21 protein-coding genes and 1 pseudogene are annotated in these 22,226 nt (G+C 55.8%); 13 read left to right on the top strand and 9 right to left on the bottom strand.

The features are described 5' to 3' along the window. Nucleotides 1-62: 62 nt before the first annotated feature. Nucleotides 63-1,268, top strand: coding sequence for a CaiB/BaiF CoA transferase family protein (locus tag ACT3RP_RS11955; RefSeq protein ID WP_096277766.1), 1,206 nt, complete (start codon nucleotides 63-65; stop codon nucleotides 1,266-1,268). Nucleotides 1,269-1,305: 37 nt separating this feature from the next. Beyond that, nucleotides 1,306-2,271 carry a hydroxymethylglutaryl-CoA lyase gene (locus ACT3RP_RS11950; RefSeq protein ID WP_096282265.1) on the top strand — a complete coding sequence of 322 codons (966 nt, stop codon included), beginning with the start codon at nucleotides 1,306-1,308 and terminating at the stop codon, nucleotides 2,269-2,271. A gap of 121 nt (nucleotides 2,272-2,392) precedes the next feature. Here the strand turns inward: ACT3RP_RS11950 and ACT3RP_RS11945 are convergent, their stop codons facing one another. The 4 genes from ACT3RP_RS11945 to ACT3RP_RS11930 form a co-directional block, all read right to left on the bottom strand. Continuing rightward, nucleotides 2,393-3,673: a TRAP transporter large permease gene (locus ACT3RP_RS11945; RefSeq protein ID WP_096277764.1), complete on the bottom strand. Its 1,281-nt coding sequence runs from the start codon at nucleotides 3,671-3,673 to the stop codon at nucleotides 2,393-2,395. A 1-nt stretch (nucleotide 3,674) separates the two neighbouring features. Further along, nucleotides 3,675-4,226 (bottom strand): TRAP transporter small permease subunit, encoded by a 552-nt coding sequence (locus tag ACT3RP_RS11940; RefSeq protein ID WP_096277762.1) that lies wholly within the window; start codon nucleotides 4,224-4,226, stop codon nucleotides 3,675-3,677. Nucleotides 4,227-4,231: 5 nt separating this feature from the next. Next, the gene (locus ACT3RP_RS11935) at nucleotides 4,232-5,314 is read right to left on the bottom strand and encodes a TRAP transporter substrate-binding protein (protein ID WP_096277760.1); all 1,083 of its coding nucleotides are present in this window, start codon (nucleotides 5,312-5,314) and stop codon (nucleotides 4,232-4,234) included. 94 nt (nucleotides 5,315-5,408) lie between these two features. Further along, nucleotides 5,409-6,455: a glutamate cyclase domain-containing protein gene (locus tag ACT3RP_RS11930; RefSeq protein ID WP_444625016.1), complete on the bottom strand. Its 1,047-nt coding sequence runs from the start codon at nucleotides 6,453-6,455 to the stop codon at nucleotides 5,409-5,411. Between the two features lie 169 nt (nucleotides 6,456-6,624). Here ACT3RP_RS11930 and ACT3RP_RS11925 point away from each other — a divergent pair, with 169 nt between their 5' ends. The 3 genes and pseudogenes from ACT3RP_RS11925 to recQ all read left to right on the top strand — a co-directional run bounded on the left by ACT3RP_RS11925 (nucleotide 6,625) and on the right by recQ (nucleotide 9,890). Beyond that, nucleotides 6,625-7,545 carry a LysR substrate-binding domain-containing protein gene (locus tag ACT3RP_RS11925; protein WP_096277756.1) on the top strand — a complete coding sequence of 307 codons (921 nt, stop codon included), beginning with the start codon at nucleotides 6,625-6,627 and terminating at the stop codon, nucleotides 7,543-7,545. Between the two features lie 76 nt (nucleotides 7,546-7,621). Continuing rightward, nucleotides 7,622-7,885: pseudogene (locus ACT3RP_RS11920) on the top strand (hydroxymethylglutaryl-CoA lyase); the annotation flags it as partial. A gap of 190 nt (nucleotides 7,886-8,075) precedes the next feature. Further along, entirely contained in the window at nucleotides 8,076-9,890 is a 1,815-nt protein-coding gene (gene recQ, locus ACT3RP_RS11915) for a DNA helicase RecQ (protein WP_444671955.1), read from the top strand. 19 nt (nucleotides 9,891-9,909) lie between these two features. Here the strand turns inward: recQ and mtnA are convergent, their stop codons facing one another. Beyond that, nucleotides 9,910-10,926 carry an S-methyl-5-thioribose-1-phosphate isomerase gene (mtnA, locus tag ACT3RP_RS11910; protein WP_444671954.1) on the bottom strand — a complete coding sequence of 339 codons (1,017 nt, stop codon included), beginning with the start codon at nucleotides 10,924-10,926 and terminating at the stop codon, nucleotides 9,910-9,912. A 141-nt stretch (nucleotides 10,927-11,067) separates the two neighbouring features. Here mtnA and mtnB point away from each other — a divergent pair, with 141 nt between their 5' ends. From mtnB to ACT3RP_RS11895, 3 genes are read left to right on the top strand one after another with little or no spacing between them, the layout of a single operon-like run. Beyond that, a complete protein-coding gene (mtnB, locus tag ACT3RP_RS11905; RefSeq protein WP_444671953.1) occupies nucleotides 11,068-11,655 on the top strand; it encodes a methylthioribulose 1-phosphate dehydratase in 588 nt (195 codons plus the stop codon). After that, entirely contained in the window at nucleotides 11,652-12,371 is a 720-nt protein-coding gene (gene mtnC / locus ACT3RP_RS11900) for an acireductone synthase (protein WP_444671952.1), read from the top strand. The genes mtnB and mtnC overlap by 4 nt, the downstream gene beginning before the upstream one ends. Nucleotides 12,372-12,406: 35 nt before the next feature. Continuing rightward, complete coding sequence (locus ACT3RP_RS11895; RefSeq protein ID WP_444671951.1) at nucleotides 12,407-12,955, top strand: 1,2-dihydroxy-3-keto-5-methylthiopentene dioxygenase; 549 nt, start codon at nucleotides 12,407-12,409, stop codon at nucleotides 12,953-12,955. A 101-nt stretch (nucleotides 12,956-13,056) separates the two neighbouring features. Here the strand turns inward: ACT3RP_RS11895 and mtnK are convergent, their stop codons facing one another. From mtnK to ACT3RP_RS11880, 3 genes are all read right to left on the bottom strand, one after another. After that, the gene (mtnK, locus tag ACT3RP_RS11890) at nucleotides 13,057-14,319 is read right to left on the bottom strand and encodes an S-methyl-5-thioribose kinase (protein WP_444671950.1); all 1,263 of its coding nucleotides are present in this window, start codon (nucleotides 14,317-14,319) and stop codon (nucleotides 13,057-13,059) included. A 221-nt stretch (nucleotides 14,320-14,540) separates the two neighbouring features. Continuing rightward, on the bottom strand, nucleotides 14,541-14,807 hold the full coding sequence (locus ACT3RP_RS11885) for a DksA/TraR family C4-type zinc finger protein (protein WP_444625010.1): 267 nt from the start codon (nucleotides 14,805-14,807) through the stop codon (nucleotides 14,541-14,543). A gap of 61 nt (nucleotides 14,808-14,868) precedes the next feature. Continuing rightward, entirely contained in the window at nucleotides 14,869-15,621 is a 753-nt protein-coding gene (locus tag ACT3RP_RS11880) for a DeoR/GlpR family DNA-binding transcription regulator (RefSeq protein WP_483393832.1), read from the bottom strand. 135 nt (nucleotides 15,622-15,756) lie between these two features. On the opposite strand from ACT3RP_RS11880, the gene ACT3RP_RS11875 reads away from it, so the two are divergent. The 5 genes from ACT3RP_RS11875 to ACT3RP_RS11855 are packed head-to-tail and all read left to right on the top strand — an operon-like array spanning nucleotide 15,757 to nucleotide 21,064. Next, entirely contained in the window at nucleotides 15,757-16,761 is a 1,005-nt protein-coding gene (locus ACT3RP_RS11875; protein ID WP_444671949.1) for an ABC transporter substrate-binding protein, read from the top strand. Between the two features lie 2 nt (nucleotides 16,762-16,763). Beyond that, nucleotides 16,764-18,464: an ABC transporter permease gene (locus ACT3RP_RS11870; RefSeq protein WP_441686269.1), complete on the top strand. Its 1,701-nt coding sequence runs from the start codon at nucleotides 16,764-16,766 to the stop codon at nucleotides 18,462-18,464. A gap of 31 nt (nucleotides 18,465-18,495) precedes the next feature. Next, nucleotides 18,496-19,542 carry an ABC transporter ATP-binding protein gene (locus tag ACT3RP_RS11865; protein WP_483393831.1) on the top strand — a complete coding sequence of 349 codons (1,047 nt, stop codon included), beginning with the start codon at nucleotides 18,496-18,498 and terminating at the stop codon, nucleotides 19,540-19,542. Beyond that, a complete protein-coding gene (locus tag ACT3RP_RS11860; RefSeq protein WP_444625005.1) occupies nucleotides 19,539-20,630 on the top strand; it encodes an MBL fold metallo-hydrolase in 1,092 nt (363 codons plus the stop codon). The genes ACT3RP_RS11865 and ACT3RP_RS11860 overlap by 4 nt, the downstream gene beginning before the upstream one ends. Further along, complete coding sequence (locus tag ACT3RP_RS11855; protein ID WP_096277731.1) at nucleotides 20,618-21,064, top strand: phosphatase domain-containing protein; 447 nt, start codon at nucleotides 20,618-20,620, stop codon at nucleotides 21,062-21,064. The genes ACT3RP_RS11860 and ACT3RP_RS11855 overlap by 13 nt, the downstream gene beginning before the upstream one ends. On the opposite strand, the gene ACT3RP_RS11850 is transcribed toward ACT3RP_RS11855, so the two are convergent. Further along, nucleotides 21,061-22,224: an MFS transporter gene (locus ACT3RP_RS11850; RefSeq protein ID WP_483393830.1), complete on the bottom strand. Its 1,164-nt coding sequence runs from the start codon at nucleotides 22,222-22,224 to the stop codon at nucleotides 21,061-21,063. The genes ACT3RP_RS11855 and ACT3RP_RS11850 overlap by 4 nt on opposite strands. Nucleotides 22,225-22,226: the final 2 nt, after the last annotated feature.

Below are 22,226 nucleotides of genomic sequence, written 5' to 3'. Positions count from 1 at the left end.
CGCCGCAAACCGCTCGCGCATGCTGACAATCTGTAATGAATCCAATCACAAGAGAAAGCCCCATGAATGCTCCCACTGCACGCCAGCTACCGCTACAGGGCCTGAAGGTTCTTGAGCTTGGTCAACTCATTGCAGGCCCTTTCGCCACTAAATTGCTGGGTGAGTTCGGCGCAGATGTGATTAAAATCGAGCCGCCGGGTACCGGCGACCCACTTCGCAAATGGCGAATGATTGAAGACGGCACGTCGCTGTGGTGGCACGTACAAACCCGTAACAAGCGCTCGGTAGCACTGGATTTACGCAGCCAAGAAGGCCAAGCGCTGGTGCGCCAACTTATCGCCGAAGCTGACGTCGTGGTGGAAAACTTCCGCCCCGGCACCTTAGACAGCTGGGGGCTAGGCTGGGAAGCGCTCTCCACACTCAACCCGCGGCTGATCATGGTGCATATTTCCGGCTATGGGCAAACGGGGCCTTACCGCGACAAGCCCGGCTTTGGCGTGATTGGCGAAGCCATGGGCGGGCTGCGCTACCTTACCGGCCAACAGGGAGAGCCTTCCGTGCGCGTAGGCGTGAGCATTGGAGACTCACTTTCCGCACTTTATGCCGTGATTGGTACGCTGCTGGCGCTTCAGGAACGCAGTCGCAGCGGCCTGGGCCAAGAAATTGACGTCGCACTGTATGAGTCGGTGTTTGCAATGATGGAAAGCCTACTGCCAGAGTTCGATGCCAGCGGCCAGGTTCGTCAGCCCAGCGGCAGTGCCCTGCCCGGCATTACCCCTTCGAACGCTTACCGCTGCCAGGGCGGCGACTACGTACTCATCGCTGGTAACGGCGACAGTATCTTCAAACGTTTAATGAGCGTCATTGGCCGCGATGATCTTGGCAACGACCCGGCGCTAGCCCATAACGACGGGCGCAGCCAGCAAGCCGACATGATTGACGCAGCCATTCAAGCGTGGACTGAAGAACGTCCGCGGGATGCTATTTTGCCCGCCCTAGATGATGCCCGCGTGCCCGCAGGCTACCCCTACACCGCCGAAGATATTGCCTTTGACCCGCATTATTTGGCACGGGAAATGATTCAAACCTTTAACCGCCCCAACGGCAAAGCGCTAAAAGTACCGGGTGTCCTGCCCAAACTGAGCGCGACACCAGGGCGGCTCGGCAACGGTGGCCCCGCGCTGGGTCAACATACTGACGACGTTTTGGATGAGCTGGGCATTGATCACGACACCCGCGCCAAACTTCGCCAAGCGGGCATTATCTAACGCACGTACGATTAAGGAGAATACGATGCATAGCACAATGAGCCCGCCAACGCCCTGCTCTGCGAAGGTAGAAATCAACGAAGTCGCCCCGCGGGATGGCCTGCAAATTGAAGCGCGTTATGTACCGACGGAAGAGAAAATTCGTTGGATCGATGCGCTCTCCACCACCGGCCTGCGGCGAATCGAGGCAACCTCGTTCACCTCACCCAAAGCCATTCCCAACCTGCGCGACGCGGCCGACGTAGTGACCGGCATTCAGCGCAGAGAAGGCGTCGATATCACCGTGCTGGTGCCTAATGTTAAAGGTGCCGAGCGGGCATTAGCCTGCCAAGTGGATGAGATTAATCTTGTAATGTCCGCCAGCAATAGCCACGGGCTGGCAAATCTGCGCATGACGCCAGAGCAATCTCTTGAGCAATTCGCGGCTATTTTGGAAGCAACTCAAGGCAGCGGCGTGTTTATCAATGCCTCACTCTCCACCACGTTTGGCTGCCCGTTTGAAGGCGATGTATCCCAAACCCGCGTGCTGGAACTGGTTGAAAAACTGATCGCACTGGGTATTCAGGGCATCACACTCTGCGACACCACCGGCATGGCCAACCCCGCCCAGGTCAACCTGCTGTGCGAGGCCGTCCTTGAGCGCTGGCCAGCAACGTCGTTTACGCTGCATTTCCACAACACTCGCGGCATGGGGCTAGCGAATGCACTGGCGGCCTGGCAGGCGGGCATCACTCGCTTTGACTCAGCGCTCGGCGGGCTGGGCGGCTGCCCCTTTGCTCCCGGCGCCACCGGCAATGTATGTACCGAGGACCTAGTGCATATGTTTGAGGCCATGGGCGTCGATACCGGTGTCGACCTGGATGCACTGCTCGAGGTCGCAGCCACCCTTCCCGACCTGATCGGCCACGATGTGCCGGGACAGGTGGTTAAAGCTGGGAAATCGACGCGGCGATATCCTGTGCCAGCAAAAATAGACACTGCATCACCGTCCGTAACCGAATAAATCAGTCGATTGGCTGAAAAGAGAGTCTTATAGCTAATTCGAGCAATGTTTAAGGTTATCCGGACACTCTGTATCCGGATAATCAAGTTCCAAAGAGGACGTTCCTCTCCCCTCTGAATAGTTAGTAAAGAAGGCCCGGCAGCCAAAGTGCAAGCTGAGGTGCGGCAAGCATCAGGCCGATCATTAACATCAGCGTCGTAATAAAGGGTAAAACACCAATAAATACATCGATCAGCTCGCCCCGGCCACGTACGCCTTGTACTACATAACAAAGCATCCCTATCGGTGGCGTCAGAACGGAGGTTTCTGCAACGAGAACCATCATGACACCAAACCAGACTGGATCGTAACCTAGCCCTACCACGATAGGTGTCACAATCGGAATCGTCAGCACGATCATTGCCAGTGTATCCATGAACATACCCAATATAAGATACATCATCAGGATCATAAGCATAGTGGCTAGTGGGCTCCATTCCAGCCCCTGAACCAGCTCATTAACCACACTAAGCATGCCAGTTGCGCCGATGATAAAGTTCAGCAAAAAAGCAAGAATCGTTATCAAGATCATCATTGATGAGGTGCGCACAGTTCCGATGAATACCTCAACCATCATTTCCCAACTCAGCTTCCCATACCAGGCTGCAAGCCCCATGGAAGCAATGACACCTATTGAGGCCGCCTCAGTAGGGGTAGCCCACCCGGCATAGATCGAACCAATCACCAAAATGAAGAGCGCCAACGGTGGTGCGAGATCCGGAAGGCTTTGAAGCAAAGCTTTAACAGACAACGGGCTGCGTCGGCCGTCCAGCGACGGTGCTGCCACGCATAGCACGATAATTGTTATTGAAAAAATAATCGCCAGTAGTATGCCCGGTATTAAACCGGCGACAAAAAGCTGAGGAACTGAAGTATCCGTTAAAAACCCGAAAATAATCATGTTGATTGAGGGCGGAATCAGAATGCCTAACGTGCCGCCGGCCGCCAAACTACCTAGAAACAGTCGTTCACTATAGCCATGACGATCAACTTGCGGCATCGCCGTAGTTCCTATCGTCGCAGCAGTAGCCACACTCGAACCAGAGGTAGCCGCAAACAGCGCGCTTGCGCCGATGTTGGCATGCATCAAGCCCCCCGGTAGCCAACCGATCCAAGCTGCTACACCATTGTACATCCGATCCGCAATATGTGAGCGCAGCATTATTTCGCCCATCATGATAAACATTGGAATGGCGACCAGAGTAAACTCAATACTGTGCGACCATGCAATTTCACCAAAAGCGCGTTGCAAGGGAAGTGGCGAGATAAGCCAATCCAGCGACACTGCTAACCAACCTAGCACCGCTGCAATGGGCAACCCCAGAGCGATCAGTACAAACAGGAGGATAAGCGCAATACCCATATCACGATCTCCTCAATGCGGATTCGGATGCGCCAAGCTGCGCTGCGAGCGATTGGTTACCACTCACCACGGCCCGAACGAGATCGAATAACAGTGCTATAAGGCAAATCAAGAAAAAGATTAACCCTGTTAGCCAGAGTGCCTGGGGAATCCACAATGGCGTAGCAAGGGAAGTACTGGCTCGCGCACTTAGCCGTAAGGATTCAGCTAAAGTGCCCCAAGCATGAGTCACCACGATACCCATGACCCCAGCAAACGAAGCCATGGATACAATATCGAGTACGCGTTGCACTCGGACAGGCATAAGCAGATAGATAAGATCTACGCGAATATGCGCCCGCATAAATAGCGCCTGTGCAAACCCCCAAGCCATTGCAATTGCAAAGGCATAGCCTACTAACTCTTCAACACCCACAAGGCTGTGCCCAAAAAGTCTCCGTGCTAGTATCTCGGCGGTCATTAAGGTGGCCGATGCCAGTAGCAAAAGCCCACTCCCAATAGCGGCAAAGCGAGCAAAACGTGCCAATTTGGTTGAGATAAGAAAAGATGACAAAACGATTACTCCTCAGCGGCCAGTTGTATATCCAAGACCTCACCCACCGTTGCATTCCAACGGTTGACACAATCTACTCCACAGGCGCGGGTGAATTTAGACACCACATTTTCTGTCACAGCACGCCTTAGGCGTTCGCTATCCTGATCGGATAGTTCGACAAGCGTTAGGTCCGCCTTGGTTAGATTTCGGGGGGAGGTTGCCTCGGGTTCGCAACGATTATCACCGACAGAGCACCAGATACCCTGCTGGGTCGCAACGCGCGCCATGTCCCATCCTGACGGCTCAAGTTTGCGACGAATTTCATCCTGCAAATAAGTCTGAACGGCTGGTTCCAGTCTTTCCCAAGTCTGGGCATTCGCGACAATGAAGTTGACACCCCAGCTCACCCTCAGATCAACAAGGTGCGTCGCAACATCGGTCCATTTTGCGCTATTGCCAGAATTAGACCCTGTAAACGCACAATCAATGACGCCACGCTGCATGGCAGGTACAACTTCATTGAAGGCCATGGTCACCGGGTTAGCACCCAAGGCGGCGACCAACGCAGATGTGGTAGTCGAGAAAACACGGACTTTCTTGTCTGCCAAATCATCCAGATCCTCAACGGGGGTGGCGCACCAAAGAACCTGCGCGCCAGTGGGCCAGAAGCCCAGTGGTATCACCCCTAACTCATCACGATAACGTTCCTCAAGAACCGGACGGTAAGCATCAACCACCGCTCTTAACGTGTCTATATCTTGAACCAACCCTGCAATGTCGATCGCATCGTTTTCAGACAACTCACCAGAAATTAGCGTGGTGCTGCCCGCAACAATGTCGGCCACCCCCAATGCGGTTAACCGCATTAGCTCGGGCCCCTTCACGCCAAGATCGGAAGCGCTGATCAGATCCACCACAATCTGGCCATCACTGCCATCAGGAATAGCACCGGCCCAAAATGGTTGCAGCACATTCGTCCAGTTAGGCGAGTTTACTGGTGAGCCAATAACCGAAAGTTGTGTTTCAGGAATATCTTGAGCAAGTGATGTAAACGGCAAGATGCTGAAAAGCGCTGCGACGCTCAGTATTTTTTTTGTGCTGCGCATGTCTTTAGCCTACCTATTGGCAAATAACTATTTCCGAATTTGCATTTTCAACTCACCAAAGAAGGTGCTTAACCTATTGACGTCGTAGGGCAGCTTACCGCTGAACCTCTTTCATTTTCCCATGTGAAAGGCCTCTATCGGGAGCTGCAATATTTAAGCGAACCATGTCACGTAACAACTGTACGATCGCCATAGAGCTTTCACCCTCAGCCCCATCCACAATGAAACGTGAAGTGCAATAACGCATCTCCCAGCCGCCAGCGTCCAGGCAGGCACGAATGATGCGTTTTTCAAGCTCGGGATCTTGAACGAGCTCCTTGTCCTTTAGCAAAAAGCCCAGCATTGCAGCAATGCCATAGGCACCCCAGTTCGAAATCGAGGCTGGCAAGAAAATATCGGTTGCAGTGACAGTTATAGCGCCACCTGGCTTGCTGGTCTGAGTCTCTCGACCATAGGGATGAAAGTCTTGCATGAAGGAGTGGATGCGCCCGAATCCTATCTCGTTGCCATTGTCACCAATTCCAATACTGAGCACTCCCTGCTGAGCCGCCTTGTCAAACAATGGAGCGACGTTGACGCAATTTTTCGGCGCGACACCCGTCGAGTAATGAACAATGCCACTCTCATTCGGGCCTAGCCGTTCGATTGCAATAATGGCTTTTGGCTTCATCTTGCTCAGTAGATCGTCAGCCCAAGCATCAATCTCAGACTGACCTTCAGGAGCCGTAATCAGGGCTGCACCCATGCGACGATCTTTAGCCAACTCGTAATCTCGGATCATCAAACCTGCTGCCTCTGATGATGCCTTGATCGGTGGAGCATGGCATATCTCGGAGACATAGACCGGCACCGCTTTAAGCCCCCAATACAATGCGCGCGCAATCGATACAGCTCCTGGGGGGCCATCGCTTTCTCCGTGAGGCACTTCAGGCATATAGCCAGCTCCCGTAACGATTAATACCACATCGCCCTCGCCCACATTTTCTACCAGCGCTTCGGCAGCGCGCGCAGTAATAGGGCGCCCCCCTCCCTCACGTCGTGCCTCATCGTATATCGGCGCGATGATGTTGTGGTTCATGCCACGGTTACGCATCTCGACTGTGATCAAGCGATCCACGTACTCGCCCATAATAGTTGCCATATAAAAAGCCTCGGTTCGATTATTGGATGAACCAAGATACTAGTTAGGCAAGAACCCAATTGACGAATCGAATTTTAGAATGAGGCATCAGGAAAAATTATGCTATTGCTGGTAATTTACAGTTATGTTTGTCTAATACAAAACGGATTAACACGAGGTTCTGGTTATTATGCGCGCCTTAAACCACCGTCAGGTCTCAGCTTTTCGTGCCGTCATGCTCAGCGGCAGCATGACGGCAGCAGGCCGCATACTCCATATTAGCCAACCCGCCGTCACCCGCCTTATTCGTGACCTGGAAGAAGATCTTGGCTTAACTTTATTCAATCGCAAATGGGCGAGCATTCAACCCACTCCAAATGCTGTTGCGCTTTTTCGCGAAGTCGAAAAGTACTTTGATGCGATGGAGCGTATTCGCGACAGTGCTCATCAGTTACGAGAAAAACAAGAAGGCCGGTTGCGTATTGCGGCCATGTCTACATTATCGTCTGGAGCTCTTCCCGAAGCTATTCGTCGTTTCCGTGCTATTCAGCCAGGAACCGGCTTTTTTATACACTCTGACAACTCCGTTTATATTCTCAACGCAATGCAACGTGACGAATTCTCTATTGGGTTTGGCCGGGTTCCAGCCGAACGCACCGATATTAACCATACTGCAATGCCAACTTCTTCTGTTGTCTGCTTACTGCCCAAAACTAATCCGCTGGCCAATAAAACATCAATTTCGGTTGAAGACCTAGATGGGCAGCCGTTCATTTCACTTGGCATAAGCAGTCTTCTTAGAATGCAGATCGAGGATGCTATGGATGAAGCAGGCGTTCGGCCAGGCTCTACGGTACAAACACTGTATTCAAATACTGTTTCTAGTTATGTGGCAGCGGGGTTGGGAATTGCAGTCACTGATATCTTTTCAGTTATGGGCACTAACCTCACTAATATTGCAGTCAGGCCCTTCACAGCAAACATAAAATTTCAATTCTCGGCCATTTTTTCTTCACTTGAACACACCGAAAACTCAAAGCTCTTCGCTCAGATTTTTAATGAAATAGTGGCTGAACAAATTATTAATATCGAAAAAACTTACACTAACTGATTATACGCGCTGTATTACATTCTGAGATGTCCACTGTTACTGGACAGAATCACTCGGCTGCTGGCCAGAAACGCCGTTTATGCTACATTTTCGCAACACTCGCGCCATGGGTCTCGCCAACGCCTTGGCGGCGTGGCAAGCGGGCATCACCCGTTTTGATTCATCGCTAGATGGACTGGGCAGCTGCTCCTTTGCCTCAGGCGTTAGCGGAACTGTAGGCACCGAGGACTTAGTACATATGTTTGAGTCCATGAGCGTATACACCAGTGTCAATTTGGATGCCCTGCTTGAAGTGGCCGCCACCCTACCCAACCTCATCGGCCATGAGGTACCGGGGTAGATCGTTAAAGCTGGGAAATCAACGCGGCGTTATACGATACCGAAATCAGCTATCTGGCCCGGGAATCGGAGTTAACTAGGTCCCGGCCAGCGCCAGTTTGTGCAGTCGTTCCTGCGCGCCGGGATTCGCTAGGCAAACGTGCCAGGAGCTTTCGTGCGACAATCCCCGCTCGGAAATAAGGAGAGCGAGGATGCACGGCGAACCCAACCCGGCGGCCCTCAAGGTGCTGCAGGACGTCTTTGGCTACGACAGCTTTCGCGGCCCGCAGCAGGCGATTATTGAGCATGTGATCGCGGGTGGCGATGCGCTGGTACTGATGCCCACCGGCGGTGGCAAATCGCTGTGCTATCAGATCCCTGCGCTGTTGCGCGAAGGCACCGCGATCGTGGTGTCTCCCTTGATTGCGCTAATGCAGGATCAGGTGGCGGCACTCGTTCAGAACGGCGTCCGGGCGGCCTACCTGAATTCCAGTTTGGACTATCACGAAGCGGTCGAAGTGGAAAATCGCCTCAGAGCGGGCGAGCTTGATCTTTTATACGTCGCGCCAGAGCGGCTCGCCATGCCACGCATGCAGTCGCTTTTGGAACAGACGCAAGTTGCGCTGTTTGCCATCGATGAGGCGCACTGCGTCTCCCAGTGGGGCCACGACTTTCGCCCGGAGTACCGACAGCTTTCCCAACTCCACCAGCGCTTTCCTAATGTGCCGCGCATTGCGCTGACCGCCACCGCCGATGTGCCCACGCGCGGCGATATCATCGAACATCTGCAGCTTGGGGAGGCGGCGCTTTACAACAGCGGCTTCGACCGGCCCAACATCCGTTATCACATCGCTGAAAATCAGGGCAACACCCGTGAACAGCTGCTGCGCTTTATCCGCGAGAACCATAGCGGCGAAGCCGGCATCGTCTACTGCCTCTCCCGGCGCAAGGTGGACGACACCGCTGCTTGGCTTGAACGTCAGGGGCTCACCGCACTGCCCTACCATGCGGGGCTTCCCCCCGAGCAGCGCCAGCACCACCAGACCCGTTTTCTGCGTGAAGACGGCGTAATTGTGGTGGCCACTATCGCCTTTGGCATGGGCATCGACAAACCCGACGTACGCTTTGTGGCGCACCTCAATCTGCCCAAAAGCATTGAAGCCTACTACCAGGAAACCGGCCGCGCCGGGCGCGATGGTCTGCCCGCCGATGCCTGGATGGCCTATGGGCTTCAAGATGTGATCACGCTGCGTCAGATGCAGCAGGACTCCAGCGCTCATGACCATCAAAAGCGCATCGAGCAGCAAAAGCTGGATGCCATGCTGGGGCTTTGCGAGATCATCAGCTGCCGTCGTCAGGCGCTGTTGCATTACTTTGGCGATTCGCTAGACGAGCCCTGCGGCAACTGCGACAACTGTCTGATCCCGCCCGAGACCTGGAACGCCACCGTGGCGGCGCAGAAGGCGCTGTCGTGTGTTTACCGCACCGAGCAGCGCTTCGGCGTCACCTATCTAGTGGACGTACTGCTGGGTAAGACCAACGAGCGCATCACCCGTTTTGGTCACGATAAGATCAGCACCTTTGGCATCGGCGGTGATCTTTCGGCCAATGAATGGAAGGCGCTGTTTCGCCAGTTGATTGCGAGCGGTTTTCTCAGCGTCGATATGGAAGGTCATGGCGGGATTCGCTTAACGGAAAACGCCAAGCCGGTGCTGCGCGGCGAGCAGCCGCTGACGCTGCGCAAGCCAAGCAAGGCCAAGACCGCCCGGCGCGGCAGTAAAGGTGCTTCGGCAACGCAGGGCCACGGTCCTTTGTGGGAAGCCCTGCGCCAGCACCGAAAGGCGCTTGCCGAGGCTCAGGGCGTGCCTGCCTACGTTATCTTCCACGACGCCACGCTTGCCGAAATGACCGAACAGAAACCGCAAAATTTGCAGGCACTCGGCGCTATTTCCGGCGTTGGCGCTCGCAAGCTTGAAGATTACGGTGAAGGCTTTCTGACGGTGATTCTAACTAACGGCGATGCCTAGCCGTTAAATGCTGAGACCATTACCGGCAGTGCTCACCGCGGGCGATAGCGGCAACATCAAACACGCCGGTATCCAGCACCCAGCCGGTCACCAGTGACGCCGGCGTCACATCAAAAGAAGGATTCCACACCGGCGCATTTTCTGGCGCCCAAACGACATCCCCAAAAGCACCGGAGGCGCCACGTATTTCGGCGGCGTCGCGCTGTTCAATCGGAATGTCAGCGCCGGTGGCGCAGGCCTTGTCTACCGTGGTGTAGGGCGCCACTACGTAGAACGGTACCTTATGGTAGTTGGCGACTACTGCCAGCATGTAAGTGCCCACTTTATTGGCAAAGTCGCCATTGGCACAGATACGGTCGGCGCCCACCATCACTTTATCCACTTTACCGGCGGCCATTAGGCTTGCGGCCATGCTGTCCGCAATCAGCTGATAGGGAATATCCAGGTCGGCCATTTCCCAGGCGGTTAATCGGCCACCCTGAAGCAGCGGACGGGTTTCATTCACGTACACATGCAGCGTTACCCCACGCTTTTTAGCCACCGCCAGCGCGCCAATGGCCGTACCGACACCCGCCGTCGCCAGCGCACCGGTATTGCAGTGAGTCAGCACTCGCTCGCCCTCTGCCAACAAATCCGCACCGCGCTCGGCCATACGCAAACACAGCTCGCGGTCTTCTTTAAACAGCGCGGCGGCGCGCTCAGAAAGCGCACCCGGCCCTTGGGCAAAGCAGGCCTCCATGGCGTCCAGGCAGTACATCAAATTAACCGCCGTGGGGCGCGTTGCGCGTAAGCGGTCACTTACCCACTGCCACTCGCTCTCCTGCCCGGGATGTTGCACGGCATACTGCGCCAGCACAAAGGCAGCACTCAGGCCTATTAACGGCGCGCCGCGAATCGCCAGACTTTTCACCGCCACCTGCCAATCCTCTGGACTTGCACAGCGTACCCACGTTTCGGCCTGCGGTAGGCGTGTTTGATCCAGATACTCAAGCGAGTCGGCATACACCCGCAAACTGCGTGATTGAAGATGAGGCATCAGGGGCTCCTTGAGTACTGATCGCAAGAACGGGTGAGGAAGAACGAGTGATAAAAAACGGGTGCGGCACATGGCTTATCAGCCGCGAAGCTTATCATATAGAATGAAGGCCTTTAGAAGCGAAGCGGCGCTGATTCTACGATGAGCATACAAGACGAACTGTTAGCAGCGATTTCCTGGGCGGCCCAGCGTGGCTGGGCGCCGGCTACCGGCGGCAACTTTTCTTCACGTACCGACAAAGGCTATCTAGTGACGGCCTCCGGCGTTGATAAAACCTGCGTGACGGCCAGCGACCTGCTGCTTTGCAACCTGGACGGTGGCGTGCTTGAAGGTGATGGTAAGCCAAGCGCCGAAAGCGACCTTCACGCTGCGCTCTACCGCTTGGACTCAACGATTAGCTGCGTGCTGCACACCCATACGGTTGCCAGCACCGTCCTGTCGCGTCGCTTTCCAGAGGGTATTGAGCTAAGCGGCTTTGAAATGCAAAAGGCCCTACAGGGCAACTCTACCCATGCAGCCACTATTCGCTTACCGGTTGTGCCCAATTCTCAGGATATGAACGAGCTGGCCGATCATGTGCGTGCTGGCTGGCCGATGCCCTGGGGCTTTCTAGTCGTGGGCCACGGTATTTATGCGGTGGGCAGCACCATTGCCGAGTGTCGTCGCCATCTGGAAGCCATTGAGTTTTTACTTGCCTGTACCCTTGAAGAGAGTCGGTGGTCTAAATGAACAAACACCCAGGTCTTGATAGCGTAGATATGAATACCCCAAACATTCGCGCCGTGATCACCGATATCGAAGGCACCACCACGGATATCAGCTTCGTGCATAAAGTGTTGTTTCCTTACGCCCATGAGCAGTTGCCCGAATTCGTTCACAGCCATTCAGCCCAGCCTGATGTGGCCGAGCAGATAGCCGCCGTGCGCGCTGAGCTCAAGGCACCGGATGCCTCGCTGGATAAAGTGATCGAAACGCTGCTCTACTGGATTGAGACCGATCAAAAAGTCACCCCGCTCAAAGCACTACAGGGCATGATATGGGCCGATGGCTATCAGCGCGGTGCATTCAAAGGGCATCTTTATAGCGATGTTGCCCCGCACCTTCGTCAGTGGGCAGAAGCAGGCAAGCAACTTTATGTCTACTCGTCAGGCTCGATTCAGGCGCAAAAGCTGCTGTTTGGTTACAGCACAGAGGGCGATTTAACACCGCTATTCAGCGGTTATTTCGACACCCATATTGGCCACAAGCGAGAAGCCCTGGCGTATCAGCATATTGTCAGCAAGCTACAACTCCCCGCCGATGAAATCCTGTTTCTATCCGATGTGGTAGAAGAGCTGGACGCCGCCAAGCAGGCGGGCATGCAAACATTACAGCTAGTGCGGGAAGGCACTCAGGCGGGTACGCAGCACGCTTGCGTCACAAGCTTCGACGAAATTACTCTGTAGCTTTTAGGCCCGTCACTTTTAAAGGAGCGCTTTTGATGTCGCAACTCAAAGTATTTGCCGATCAGAATCCTAACGATGCGTTAGTGGATACCTGCGACGGCGAGCAAATCAAGGCCGAGCTAAATCGTGTGAACGTGCTGTTTGAGCGCTGGGCAACGCCAGGCGAAATCGCAAACGATGCTACCCAGGACGACATACTGGCGCTTTACCAGGATGACATTGAGCGGCTAAAAGCCCAGGGCGGCTACCAGACGGTTGATGTGCTGCATATGGTACCGACGCATCCCGAAAAAGAGGCCATGCGCCAAAAATTCCTAAATGAGCACCGCCATCACGAAGACGAAGTGCGCTTTTTCGTCAAAGGTCAGGGGCTGTTCTGCCTGCATATTGAAGACAAGGTGTATCAGGTGCTGTGCACCCGCAACGACCTAATCAGCGTGCCTGCCAACACCCCCCACTGGTTCGATATGGGCCCTGCCCCTGAATTCACCGCGCTACGCTTTTTCGATAACGTAGAAGGCTGGGTGCCCCACTGGACCGAAAGCGATATCGCTGGCAAATTTGATCGGATTGATCAGCTTTAAGTGGTGAGTCGTTAATAGTGATTAATGAGTAGTAAGTTGCAAATCGAGGAAGGCAGCTTTAGCGCGCGAACGGCTCATAGCTGCCATCTCATAACACGTTGTTACAGCACTTCTCGTTGGCTGTAAGCCTTAGCTAATTCCATTAGCGCAGAAAGGTCGCCGTAAGCCTCCGGCTCCATAATTAAGGCATGGCCCATCAACACGTTGCGTGCTTCAAGCTTGGCGCGAAGAGCGGGGTCTTCAATCTCTTCGAAATCAGCGTTGTGGGCAAGTGAAAGTACCCGGCGGTGCATTTCGATACCGCAGTAAGCCAGCGCGTCCAGTCGAATTTCATCCAGCAGCGCATCGCAGGCGTCGTCTGCACTGTTGCCCTGTTCCTCAAACAGCGCTCTGGGAAACAGAATGCCGGTGCGCTCGGTTTGCCATAGGTGGCGGAACTCGGCATCAAAGCTTGTGAAGCACGCTTCAATCACTTCGAGAATCCATGCCTGGTAAGCGGCCAGCTCGTCATCCTGGCGGTGTGCAGGCTGGCTAAAGTAGGCCATTAGGAAGTTAGCCACCGCCATCCCCAGATCAAACGCCATCGGCCCGTACTGGGAGAACTCAGGGTCGATCACGCGCACGTCGGTATCAGTCGCCATGATCGAGCCCGAGTGCAAATCACCGTGGAGCATGGTCTCGGTGTTGGCGGTGAATTTCATCAACAGCCGCTGCACCTTGGCTTTTAGGCGCGCGTTGCGGCGCAGCTCATCCACCACCGGTGAAAGCTCCGGCGTGTGGTGATTCATTTCAGCGGCGTAATAGGGGTCGGTAAACACCAGCGATTCGGTAATAGCGGGAATCGCCACGTTGCCAGAAAACAGCCCCACATCCTGCTTTTTCTCAGGGCTGCTGAGCGAAAGCTCTGAGCCACGAAACGCCGTGCGCGCGCAGAATTGGCCGATAGTTTCGCCAAGCTGGGCTACTCGCTCGCCAGCCATTAGCTTGCGGCGCAGAATCGTGTGCGGGTGGAGGTACTCCATTACAAACAGCGCCTGAGGCTTATCGAAGTAGTAAACCTCTGGGGCAATACCGGGTGCGCGCTTGGCCTGACGCACCAGCGCGTAATATTCAAAGTGAGCGCGATACGTCGGTAGCGGCCAGCTCTCACCGACCATGCGCACATAGGGCAGTGCCTGCTTGACCACGACACTGCCGAGGCTTCCGGAGACAATAAACACTAGATTGAGATTGCCGTCGCCTACCTCACGAATATCCCAAGCGGCGGATTCGCCGCCGACTCGACTGGCTATCGCGTCAATACTGCCGAGTCTTGTTGAAAGCGTTTCGACGCTAAGGGCGCGGTAATCTTGATCAATCTCCACTGCTCGATCCTCACGAAACTTTTGCGTATATTCCCGCCCGAAGGCGACACTCAAACACGTTAGTTTTGAAAGGGTAACGCTTAAAGGCGGATAAGGGCACTGTTGCCGTCGCTATTAATTAGTGATTCCAATCTTGCCCGCGGCTCAAGGGCAGCGTTGCTCTGACAAGATTTCGGTCCGGATAGTCAATCAACCAAGCTAGCTATTCAGATTCAGTGGCATTAACGCAACTGACTGTCTTTACTGCCGCGGCGGTTATAACCACTAACATTCGACTGTTTTTTGTCTAGCTCGCTCTGACATGCTACACAGAGCCGAACGCCAGGCATCGCCTTACGGCGAGCCTCGGGAATGGGGTCCCCACACTCTTCACAAACCTCAAGACTTTCGCCCTGGGGCAGTTGGCTACGCGCACGCTGTACCGCATCGTCAAGCGTACTCTCCATTTGCTCCTGTTCGGCACCATCCTTCGCCCAACCACCTGCCATGATTGCGATCCTCGCGTCAGTAATAGGCTTTAAGCATAGCAGTCACGAGGGCCGTACACCGCTACCCCAAAAACATTATGCCCTGAGCCGCCAGCGGGCTTCTTAACTTATCGGGCAACGGCACATCGGTCACTACCGCGTCGTAATCACCTAGTTGACCTGCTGTACAGCGAAGAGGGAGATCAAACTTGGTTTTATCTAACACCAGCACACGGTAACTGGAGTGGGCTAACAGCGCTTCACGGACCATGGCTTCATCATCGTTATAATCATAAAGCTGACCATGGCTATCCATTCCGCCCACCGACACAATGCCTACATCGGCACGGTAGCGTTGAAAAAAGCGCCAGGCATCGCCGCCAATGACGTCCTGATCGCGACGGCGCACGCGACCACCGGCCACGACTAATTCGCACTTCAACTGACATAGTTTAATCAGCGCATGCAGATTATTAGTCATGATATGCAAGCCTTGCTTGTCGTTAAGCGCATCCGCCAGTTGCTCAACCGTCGTACCGGTGCCTAGAAACAGTGCCTGATGATCTTGCACCAGGTTTGCCGCGCGAGCTGCAATTTGTCTTTTACCCGCCACATTAACAATCTGGCGCTGGTCATAGCCGATATTCTCCTGCTTGGGAAACGGCAGTACTTCGCCCTGGCGACGCAGCACTAAGCCTTTATCGGCTAAGTAGCGAATATCACCCCGCAAGGTCTGCACCGAAACGTTAAAGAGATGTGCCAATGCGTCCAACGATTGGCGGCCCTCTAAGTGAATACGCTGCAACAACAGCTGGCGGCGTTCGAACTGATGCATGTAGACCTCACGACGAAACGAAAGCAAATAGAGCAGAGAACGAAAGATAAAAAGTTTCAAACGAAAGCGTACTGTCACTTTGTTGTAAGCAGATGACAGTAGCTTAGGTGGGGTTCACTCACTTGAGGTTTTCCCATGTTGAAGCGTCCTTTGTTATCTATCCCGGTTTCTGCCCTTGTTACTGCCGTCGCGGTAGCCAGTCTTGCTGTTTCTTTTCAGGCCGTTGCTAACGATAAGCTCGTGCTCTACACCAGCCAGCCCAACAGCGATGCCCAACAAACGGTGGATGCCTTTCAAGCGGCCTATCCAGACATTGAGGTGGAGTGGGTACGCGATGGCACCACGCGGCTAATGACGCGGCTGCGTTCGGAGCTTTCAGCGGGAGTGAGCAATCCAGATGTACTGCTGATTGCCGACAGCATGACCATGGAGTCGCTCAAACAAGAAGGCCTTTTGCAGCCTTACTTAAGCGATGAGCGTCAGGCACATGACGCCGAGCTATACGACCCCGAGGGCTACTACTACGGCACCAAGCTGATCACCACTGGGATTGTGTATAACACCGGCGCTGAGCACCAGCCGCAAAGCTGGCAAGACCTGTTGGGCCCCGACTATGAGGGGCTCGTCACCATGCCCAGCCCGCTTTACTCGGGCGCAGCGTTAATCCATATGGCGGCCATCAGCGCCAATCCGGCACTTGGAGCTGACTACTACGACGCGCTGCACGCCAATCGTACCGAAGCCCAGGGCGGCAATGGTGGCGTATTTAACGCCGTGGCCGCAGGCACTAAGCCCTACGGTATCGTGGTCGACTTCTTACCCATTCGTGAAGCGGCTAAAGGCTCGCCGGTCGCGTTTGTGTTCCCTGAAGAGGGTGTCAGCGCGGTGACTGAGCCAGTGGCGATTATGCAGGACGCCAAGAATGTGGATGCCGCACAGAAGTTTGTGGATTTCGTGCTCTCCGAACAGGGCCAAGCACTGGTGAGTCAGCAGGGATATCTGCCTGCGCGCAACGATGTAACGCCCCCCGAAGGCTTCCCTGCCCGCGACAGCATTACGCTGATGCCAGTGGATATTGAGCAGGCTCTGGAACAAGAAGCTGCGTTGAAACAGCGCTTTAGCGATTTATTCGGCGGGTAATTATGACATCTGCCCTGACCTATAGCAGCCAGCATCGCTGGCTGCTTTCCAGCCTGTTAATCGGCATTGTGCTGCTTAGCCTAGTGCCCAGCGTGCGCCTGCTGATGGAGGCCTTGAGCGACCTTGCTCAAGGCCGGCAGTCTCCACTGTGGCAAGTACTCAACAGCGCCAGCACCTGGCGTGCACTCTGGCACAGCCTGTATACCTCAGGGCTTGGCATGCTGATTGCGCTGGTGCTGGGCAGCCTGTTTGCGTTTGCCATCACGCTCACCAACGTGCGTGGTAAATCGTGGCTGGTGTTCTGCTTCATGCTGCCCATGATGATCCCACCCCAGGTCACTGCGCTTAGCTGGTTACAGCTTTTTGGCCCAGCCAGCCCGCTATTAAAGAGTCTGGGCATGGCACCGCCGCTAGGCAGCCCTCAACCGCTCTACTCAGCGGAAGGCATTGCCTTACTGCTAGGTATTCAAAGCGCCCCGCTGGTGTTTCTGGCTCTGCGCACTAGTCTACTTTCACTGCCCCGCGAGCTTATCGAAGCCGCGCGCATTAGCGGCGCCAAGCAAACCCAAGTGTGGGGCCATATTATCCTGCCCGTTACCCGCAGCGGCTTAGTGGCCGGGGGCTCAATGGCGTTTATTTCGAGCCTGGGCAACTTCGGCATTCCCGCCATGCTGGGCATTCCTGCCGGGTATTTTGTGCTGCCCACGTTGATCTATCAGCGCATGGCCAGTTTCGGCACCGGCGTGCTGGCTGAAATGGCCGCCCTGTCACTGCTGATTGGCTTACTCGCGCTGACGGGCGTGGCACTCCAGCAGCGCCTGATGAGCCGCAGCCGCTTCGGATTAGGTGGCCATAGCGGCCGCTCGCATGATTTTACGCTTGGCCGCTGGCGCACGCTGGTAACGGCAACGCTGGTCGGCATCTTAGTGGTTATTTTAGTCGCACCGCTACTCGCCCTTATCGCCAGCTCTCTGGTACCGGCCATGGGCGTGCCGCTTAACGCTGAAACGCTCACGTTGAACGCTTATGCCGACGTGATTGGTCGTCAGGGTGCAACGTGGCGGGCAGTCAACAATAGCCTATGGCTGGCGGGCAGTGCCGCCGTGGTGTTGATGCTGCTTAGCCTGCCGCTGGCGTATCGATTACAGCGCTTGCCCGAACGCTTGCGTGGCGTAGTGCTCAGCGCGATTGAAATTCCCTACGCCCTTCCCGGCGTGGTGCTGGCGATTGCCTGCATTCTGCTGTTTGTACGCCCACTGCCGATTATTAATGTGGCGCTCTACGGCACGCTGGGGCTTATTTTCATCGCCTATCTGGCGCGCTTTTTGGTGGTTTGCGTCAAGCCCGTGGCCGCCAGCTTAGCGCAGCTTGACCCGTCGCTTGAAGAAGCCGCCCAGCTAGCCGGCGCAGGCCCTTGGCGGCGGCTAGGCGGCATCGTGCTACCGCTGGTGGCACCCGCCGTGTTTGCCGGTGGGCTGCTGGTGTTCTTATTAGCGGTCAACGAACTCACCGTGTCCGCGCTGCTTTGGAGCGCCGGTAACGAAACCCTCGGCGTGCTGATTTTCAATCTTGATGAAGGTGGCGAAAGCGTTCTGGCCTCCGCCGTTTCAGTGCTGGTGGTGATCATGGTTGCTTCATTAATGCTGGCACTTAGTTTACTGGCGCCACGACTACCCAAAGGAGTGATCCCATGGCAGAGCTAATACTGACAAAGCTAATATGGACAAAGCTAATATGACCGGGCTAACCATTGAGCGTGTCACCAAACGTTTCGGTGAACATACCGCCGTCGATGAACTATCCCTCGCGGTTGCCCCTGGTGAGTTTGTGGCGCTGCTCGGCCCCAGCGGCTGCGGCAAAACCACCATGCTGCGAATGCTGGCAGGCTTTGAGGCGGTTAACGACGGCACTATTCGACTAGGCAACCGCACGTTGGCAAGTACCGAGATTCATGTACCGCCCGAACAGCGCAATATGGCCATGGTGTTCCAGTCCTATGCGCTATGGCCGCACATGAGCGTGGCTGACAACGTGGGCTATCCGGTCAAACTACGCGGCCTGCGCGGGGCGGCGTATCAGCAAAAGGTGCAACAAGCCCTGGCCTTGGTGGAACTTGAAGCCTACGCCGAGCGAACGCCCCAGGCTCTCAGCGGCGGCCAGCGCCAACGAGTGGCCCTGGCACGCTGCCTGGTCAGCGACCCGTCCGTCGTACTGCTGGATGAGCCATTGGCCAATCTTGACCGCCACCTGCGCGCCACCATGGAGCACAGCTTCCGTGACTTTCATCAGCGCACTGGCGCTACCCTGGTCTACGTCACTCACGATCAAACCGAAGCGATGGCGCTAGCCGACAAAATTGCCGTCATGAAAGCCGGAAAACTGGTGCAGTGGGGTGCGCCGGAGACGCTCTATCGTGAGCCGCGTACAGCGTGGGTCGCGGGATTTATAGGCCAAGGCAGCCAGCTAAACGTCGCCGCTGGCCGCCCTGGGCAGAAGCTGGAGAGCGCAAGCCTAATGCACGGCCTGAATGCCATGGCGTCCGAGCGCACTCAAACGGTACTGGTACGCCCCGAGCATATTCGGATCAGCCTCTCTGCTGCGATGGCAGACCAACTGCCCGCTCAGGTTGAAAGCGTCATTTTTCGTGGCGAGCGCTATGAGCTCAGCCTGCGTCTGCCCAGCGGCGAAACGCTGCTCGCCTATCACCACAGCGCACCTGAACTGGGTAGTCAAGTCGCTGCCACCCTTCTTCAAGGCTGGTGTCTGGAGCCCGACCAATGACCGTCAACATCGACATTCTAAGCGGCTTAGGCGACAAAGGCCCTGCCGCTATCGTGGTCGAGGCGAACGGCAAACGCCTGCTGCTGGATGCAGGTGGCGCGCTCCATCCCGGTGACACCATCACGTGGGCCAACCGTCTTGATGTAGACGCAGTGCTGATTAGTCACGATCATATCGATCATATTGGCGGTGTGGCCCACCTGCCTGACGATGTGCCGCTGTACTGCACGCCGCTGGTCGCTCAGGCGCTGCCACCTAGCCGCGCCTGGCGACCATTGCCCGAGCGCGGCTCGCTAAACGTCGCAGGCATTGACGTCACCACGGGGCAAGCCGGCCACTCGCTAGGGGGCGTATGGCTGCACTTAGCGATGGGCAACGGCGTATTTTACAGCGGCGATGCTTGCTTTGAGTCGCGGGTGTTCCCGTTCGATACGCCGCCCAAAGCCGCCACTGCACTACTTGACGGCTCTTACGGCAGCTACGATGCCCCGCAAGCAGTGTGCTATCAGCAGCTGCGCCAGCAGCTTCATCGTCCGCTCGCGCTCCCCGTTCCCACCTCCGGTCGCGCATTGGAGCTGGCGCTATGGCTTAGCCAGCTAGCCCTGCAACAGGGAATAAGTTTGGCGATTGATCCAGCAATACGACGTGCCTTGGCAAGCCTGCTTGCTCAGCCTGTCACGCTAAGACGCCCGGGCATCGATGCCGCCATTGCCCGCGTTTTGACAGGTAAGAATGACCCAAATGCCACGCTTCAACTGATTAGCGACCGCGATGACACGCCAGATCAGTGGCCCCATCATCATCTACTGCATACCGGCTATTTAACGCCCGAACGCTGCGCCCAGCTCGCCGCAGGCAAGATAAGCGCGCAGCGCTGGAATGTGCACCTGCGTGCCTCGCACCTGGTGGCACTCACCGATCAGTTAGGCGCTACCCAGACCGTTCCGCTATTTACTCAGCTTACTGATCATGAATTGAACACGTGGAGCAGGCTGCTGGGTAAGCGCCTCTGTACGACTCGCCGACTTAAAGCCGATGCGCGCTCAGCCACTTTTTCGCCACTAAGGAGTTTTGCATGTCCGCAGTAATTGTTGATGTTGACGGTACCCTTGCCGAGTTTCATCCGCACCAGGTCAGCGACTGGGTGCTGGGTAGCCAAAAACAGTGGGAACCCTTCTTCGCCCATATGGCCGAGGCGCCGGTCATTGAGCCGGTTGTCAGGCTGGTGAAAATGCTTAAGGCACAAGGTCAGCAGATTGTGATTTGCAGCGGCCGGCCGGATAGCCACAGAGCGCATACCCAGCGCTGGCTAGAGCGCCACACCATCCCTTTCGATGCCATGTACCTACGCCCTGAGGGCGATGATCATGTGGATGATGAAGAGGTAAAAGCTGCACTTCTCAATCAAATGCGCCGCGACGGCTTCGCCCCCTGGCTGGTGCTGGATGACCGCGATGCCGTGGTCACCCAGTGGCGCGCACTCGGGCTTACCTGCCTACAGTGCGCGCCGGGGGATTTCTAAGCGTGTGCCAAACTGGCGCGATGCTGCCACAACAGTACCGCCAAGGGCACCAGCGCAGCGGGGATCAACAGTAGGTTAAGCGTCGCCCATCCCAAGCTGCTGACCAAAGGTCCTGCGAGCAACGCAGTGATGGCGGCGGTGCCAAACACTAAAAACTCGTTGGCGGCCTGTGTCCGCGCCTTGTCTACCGGGCGGTAGCTTTCAGTGAGCAGCCCGGTAGCGGGTAGGAACGTAAAGTTCCAGCCCAAACCCAGCAGAATCAGCGCCACGTTGAAACCGGCTAAACCGATCCCCCACTGGGCAACCAACGCACTGGCCACCAGCAGCAGGCAGCCTGCCACAATGACCTGCTTGGCGCCGAAGCGGGCGGCCAAATGGCCGGTGAAGAACGAGGGTAAAAACATCGCCACCACGTGCCACTGAATGGTCATTGAAACGTGGTTAAAGTGGTGCCCAGCCCCTGCCATGGCAAGCGGTGTGGCCGTCATGGCCAGGTTCATCACACCGTAACCGACCATCGCCGCGCTCACCGCCACAATGAAGCCGGGCTGGCGGAGTATCTTACCCAGCGGCAGCGGGGTGCCTTCACCATGAGTGCGCGAGGCGGGCGGTAATCTTGTTAGCATTAACACCACTAACGCCAATGCGTAGAGCGCGGCCAAGCCCACAAAACTCGCCAAAAAGGGTACGTCGCCAAGCTCACGACTCACCCTTGCTAGCCACGGCCCAGCAAAGGCAGCCAGCACACCACCGCCCATCACCAAACCAATCGCTCGATCACGTAGCTTGGCGGGTGCCGCTTCCACCGCGGCAAAGCGATACAGCTGGCCAAAGCCAATGCCGATACCAATCAACCATGTTGCCAGCAAGAACAACCCAAAACGCTGGCTCATCAACGCTTGCACGGCGACCAGCGCGCCCACCAACCCAACGATGTTACCGAGTATAAAGCCGCGTTTACGGCCCAGCCTGGCCATGATGAGCGAGGCAGGAATGGTGGCGCACATTAGCCCCAGCCACTGGGTGGCGACCGGTGCGGTGGACCAGGAGGAACTGGGCGCTAACGATGCTCCAATCAGCGGCGAAACAGCAATCAGCAATACATTGCCGGTGACCAACAGCGCTTGGCAGAGCGATAACAAAGCGACCGTTAAAGGCATGA

The sequence above is a fragment of the Halomonas sp. AOP5-B2-8 genome, assembly GCF_052376475.1.
Lineage (GTDB): Bacteria > Pseudomonadota > Gammaproteobacteria > Pseudomonadales > Halomonadaceae > Vreelandella > Vreelandella casei.
Note: the sequence above shows the minus strand (reverse complement) of the source record. Positions and strands in the feature narration are given on the sequence as shown.

Bases quoted from the DNA above. Each gene is read 5' to 3' on its own strand.
- ACT3RP_RS11955 (WP_096277766.1), top strand. From the start codon at position 63: ATGAATGCTCCCACTGCACGCCAGCTACCGCTACAGGGCCTGAAGGTT.
- ACT3RP_RS11950 (WP_096282265.1), top strand. From the start codon at position 1,306: ATGAGCCCGCCAACGCCCTGCTCTGCGAAGGTAGAAATCAACGAAGTC.
- ACT3RP_RS11945 (WP_096277764.1), bottom strand. From the start codon at position 3,673: ATGGGTATTGCGCTTATCCTCCTGTTTGTACTGATCGCTCTGGGGTTG.
- ACT3RP_RS11935 (WP_096277760.1), bottom strand. From the start codon at position 5,314: ATGCGCAGCACAAAAAAAATACTGAGCGTCGCAGCGCTTTTCAGCATC.
- ACT3RP_RS11930 (WP_444625016.1), bottom strand. From the start codon at position 6,455: ATGGCAACTATTATGGGCGAGTACGTGGATCGCTTGATCACAGTCGAG.
- ACT3RP_RS11925 (WP_096277756.1), top strand. From the start codon at position 6,625: ATGCGCGCCTTAAACCACCGTCAGGTCTCAGCTTTTCGTGCCGTCATG.
- recQ (WP_444671955.1), top strand. From the start codon at position 8,076: ATGCACGGCGAACCCAACCCGGCGGCCCTCAAGGTGCTGCAGGACGTC.
- mtnA (WP_444671954.1), bottom strand. From the start codon at position 10,926: ATGCCTCATCTTCAATCACGCAGTTTGCGGGTGTATGCCGACTCGCTT.
- mtnB (WP_444671953.1), top strand. From the start codon at position 11,068: ATGAGCATACAAGACGAACTGTTAGCAGCGATTTCCTGGGCGGCCCAG.
- mtnC (WP_444671952.1), top strand. From the start codon at position 11,652: ATGAACAAACACCCAGGTCTTGATAGCGTAGATATGAATACCCCAAAC.
- ACT3RP_RS11895 (WP_444671951.1), top strand. From the start codon at position 12,407: ATGTCGCAACTCAAAGTATTTGCCGATCAGAATCCTAACGATGCGTTA.
- ACT3RP_RS11885 (WP_444625010.1), bottom strand. From the start codon at position 14,807: ATGGCAGGTGGTTGGGCGAAGGATGGTGCCGAACAGGAGCAAATGGAG.
- ACT3RP_RS11880 (WP_483393832.1), bottom strand. From the start codon at position 15,621: ATGCATCAGTTCGAACGCCGCCAGCTGTTGTTGCAGCGTATTCACTTA.
- ACT3RP_RS11875 (WP_444671949.1), top strand. From the start codon at position 15,757: ATGTTGAAGCGTCCTTTGTTATCTATCCCGGTTTCTGCCCTTGTTACT.
- ACT3RP_RS11870 (WP_441686269.1), top strand. From the start codon at position 16,764: ATGACATCTGCCCTGACCTATAGCAGCCAGCATCGCTGGCTGCTTTCC.
- ACT3RP_RS11865 (WP_483393831.1), top strand. From the start codon at position 18,496: ATGACCGGGCTAACCATTGAGCGTGTCACCAAACGTTTCGGTGAACAT.
- ACT3RP_RS11860 (WP_444625005.1), top strand. From the start codon at position 19,539: ATGACCGTCAACATCGACATTCTAAGCGGCTTAGGCGACAAAGGCCCT.
- ACT3RP_RS11855 (WP_096277731.1), top strand. From the start codon at position 20,618: ATGTCCGCAGTAATTGTTGATGTTGACGGTACCCTTGCCGAGTTTCAT.
- ACT3RP_RS11850 (WP_483393830.1), bottom strand. From the start codon at position 22,224: ATGCCTTTAACGGTCGCTTTGTTATCGCTCTGCCAAGCGCTGTTGGTC.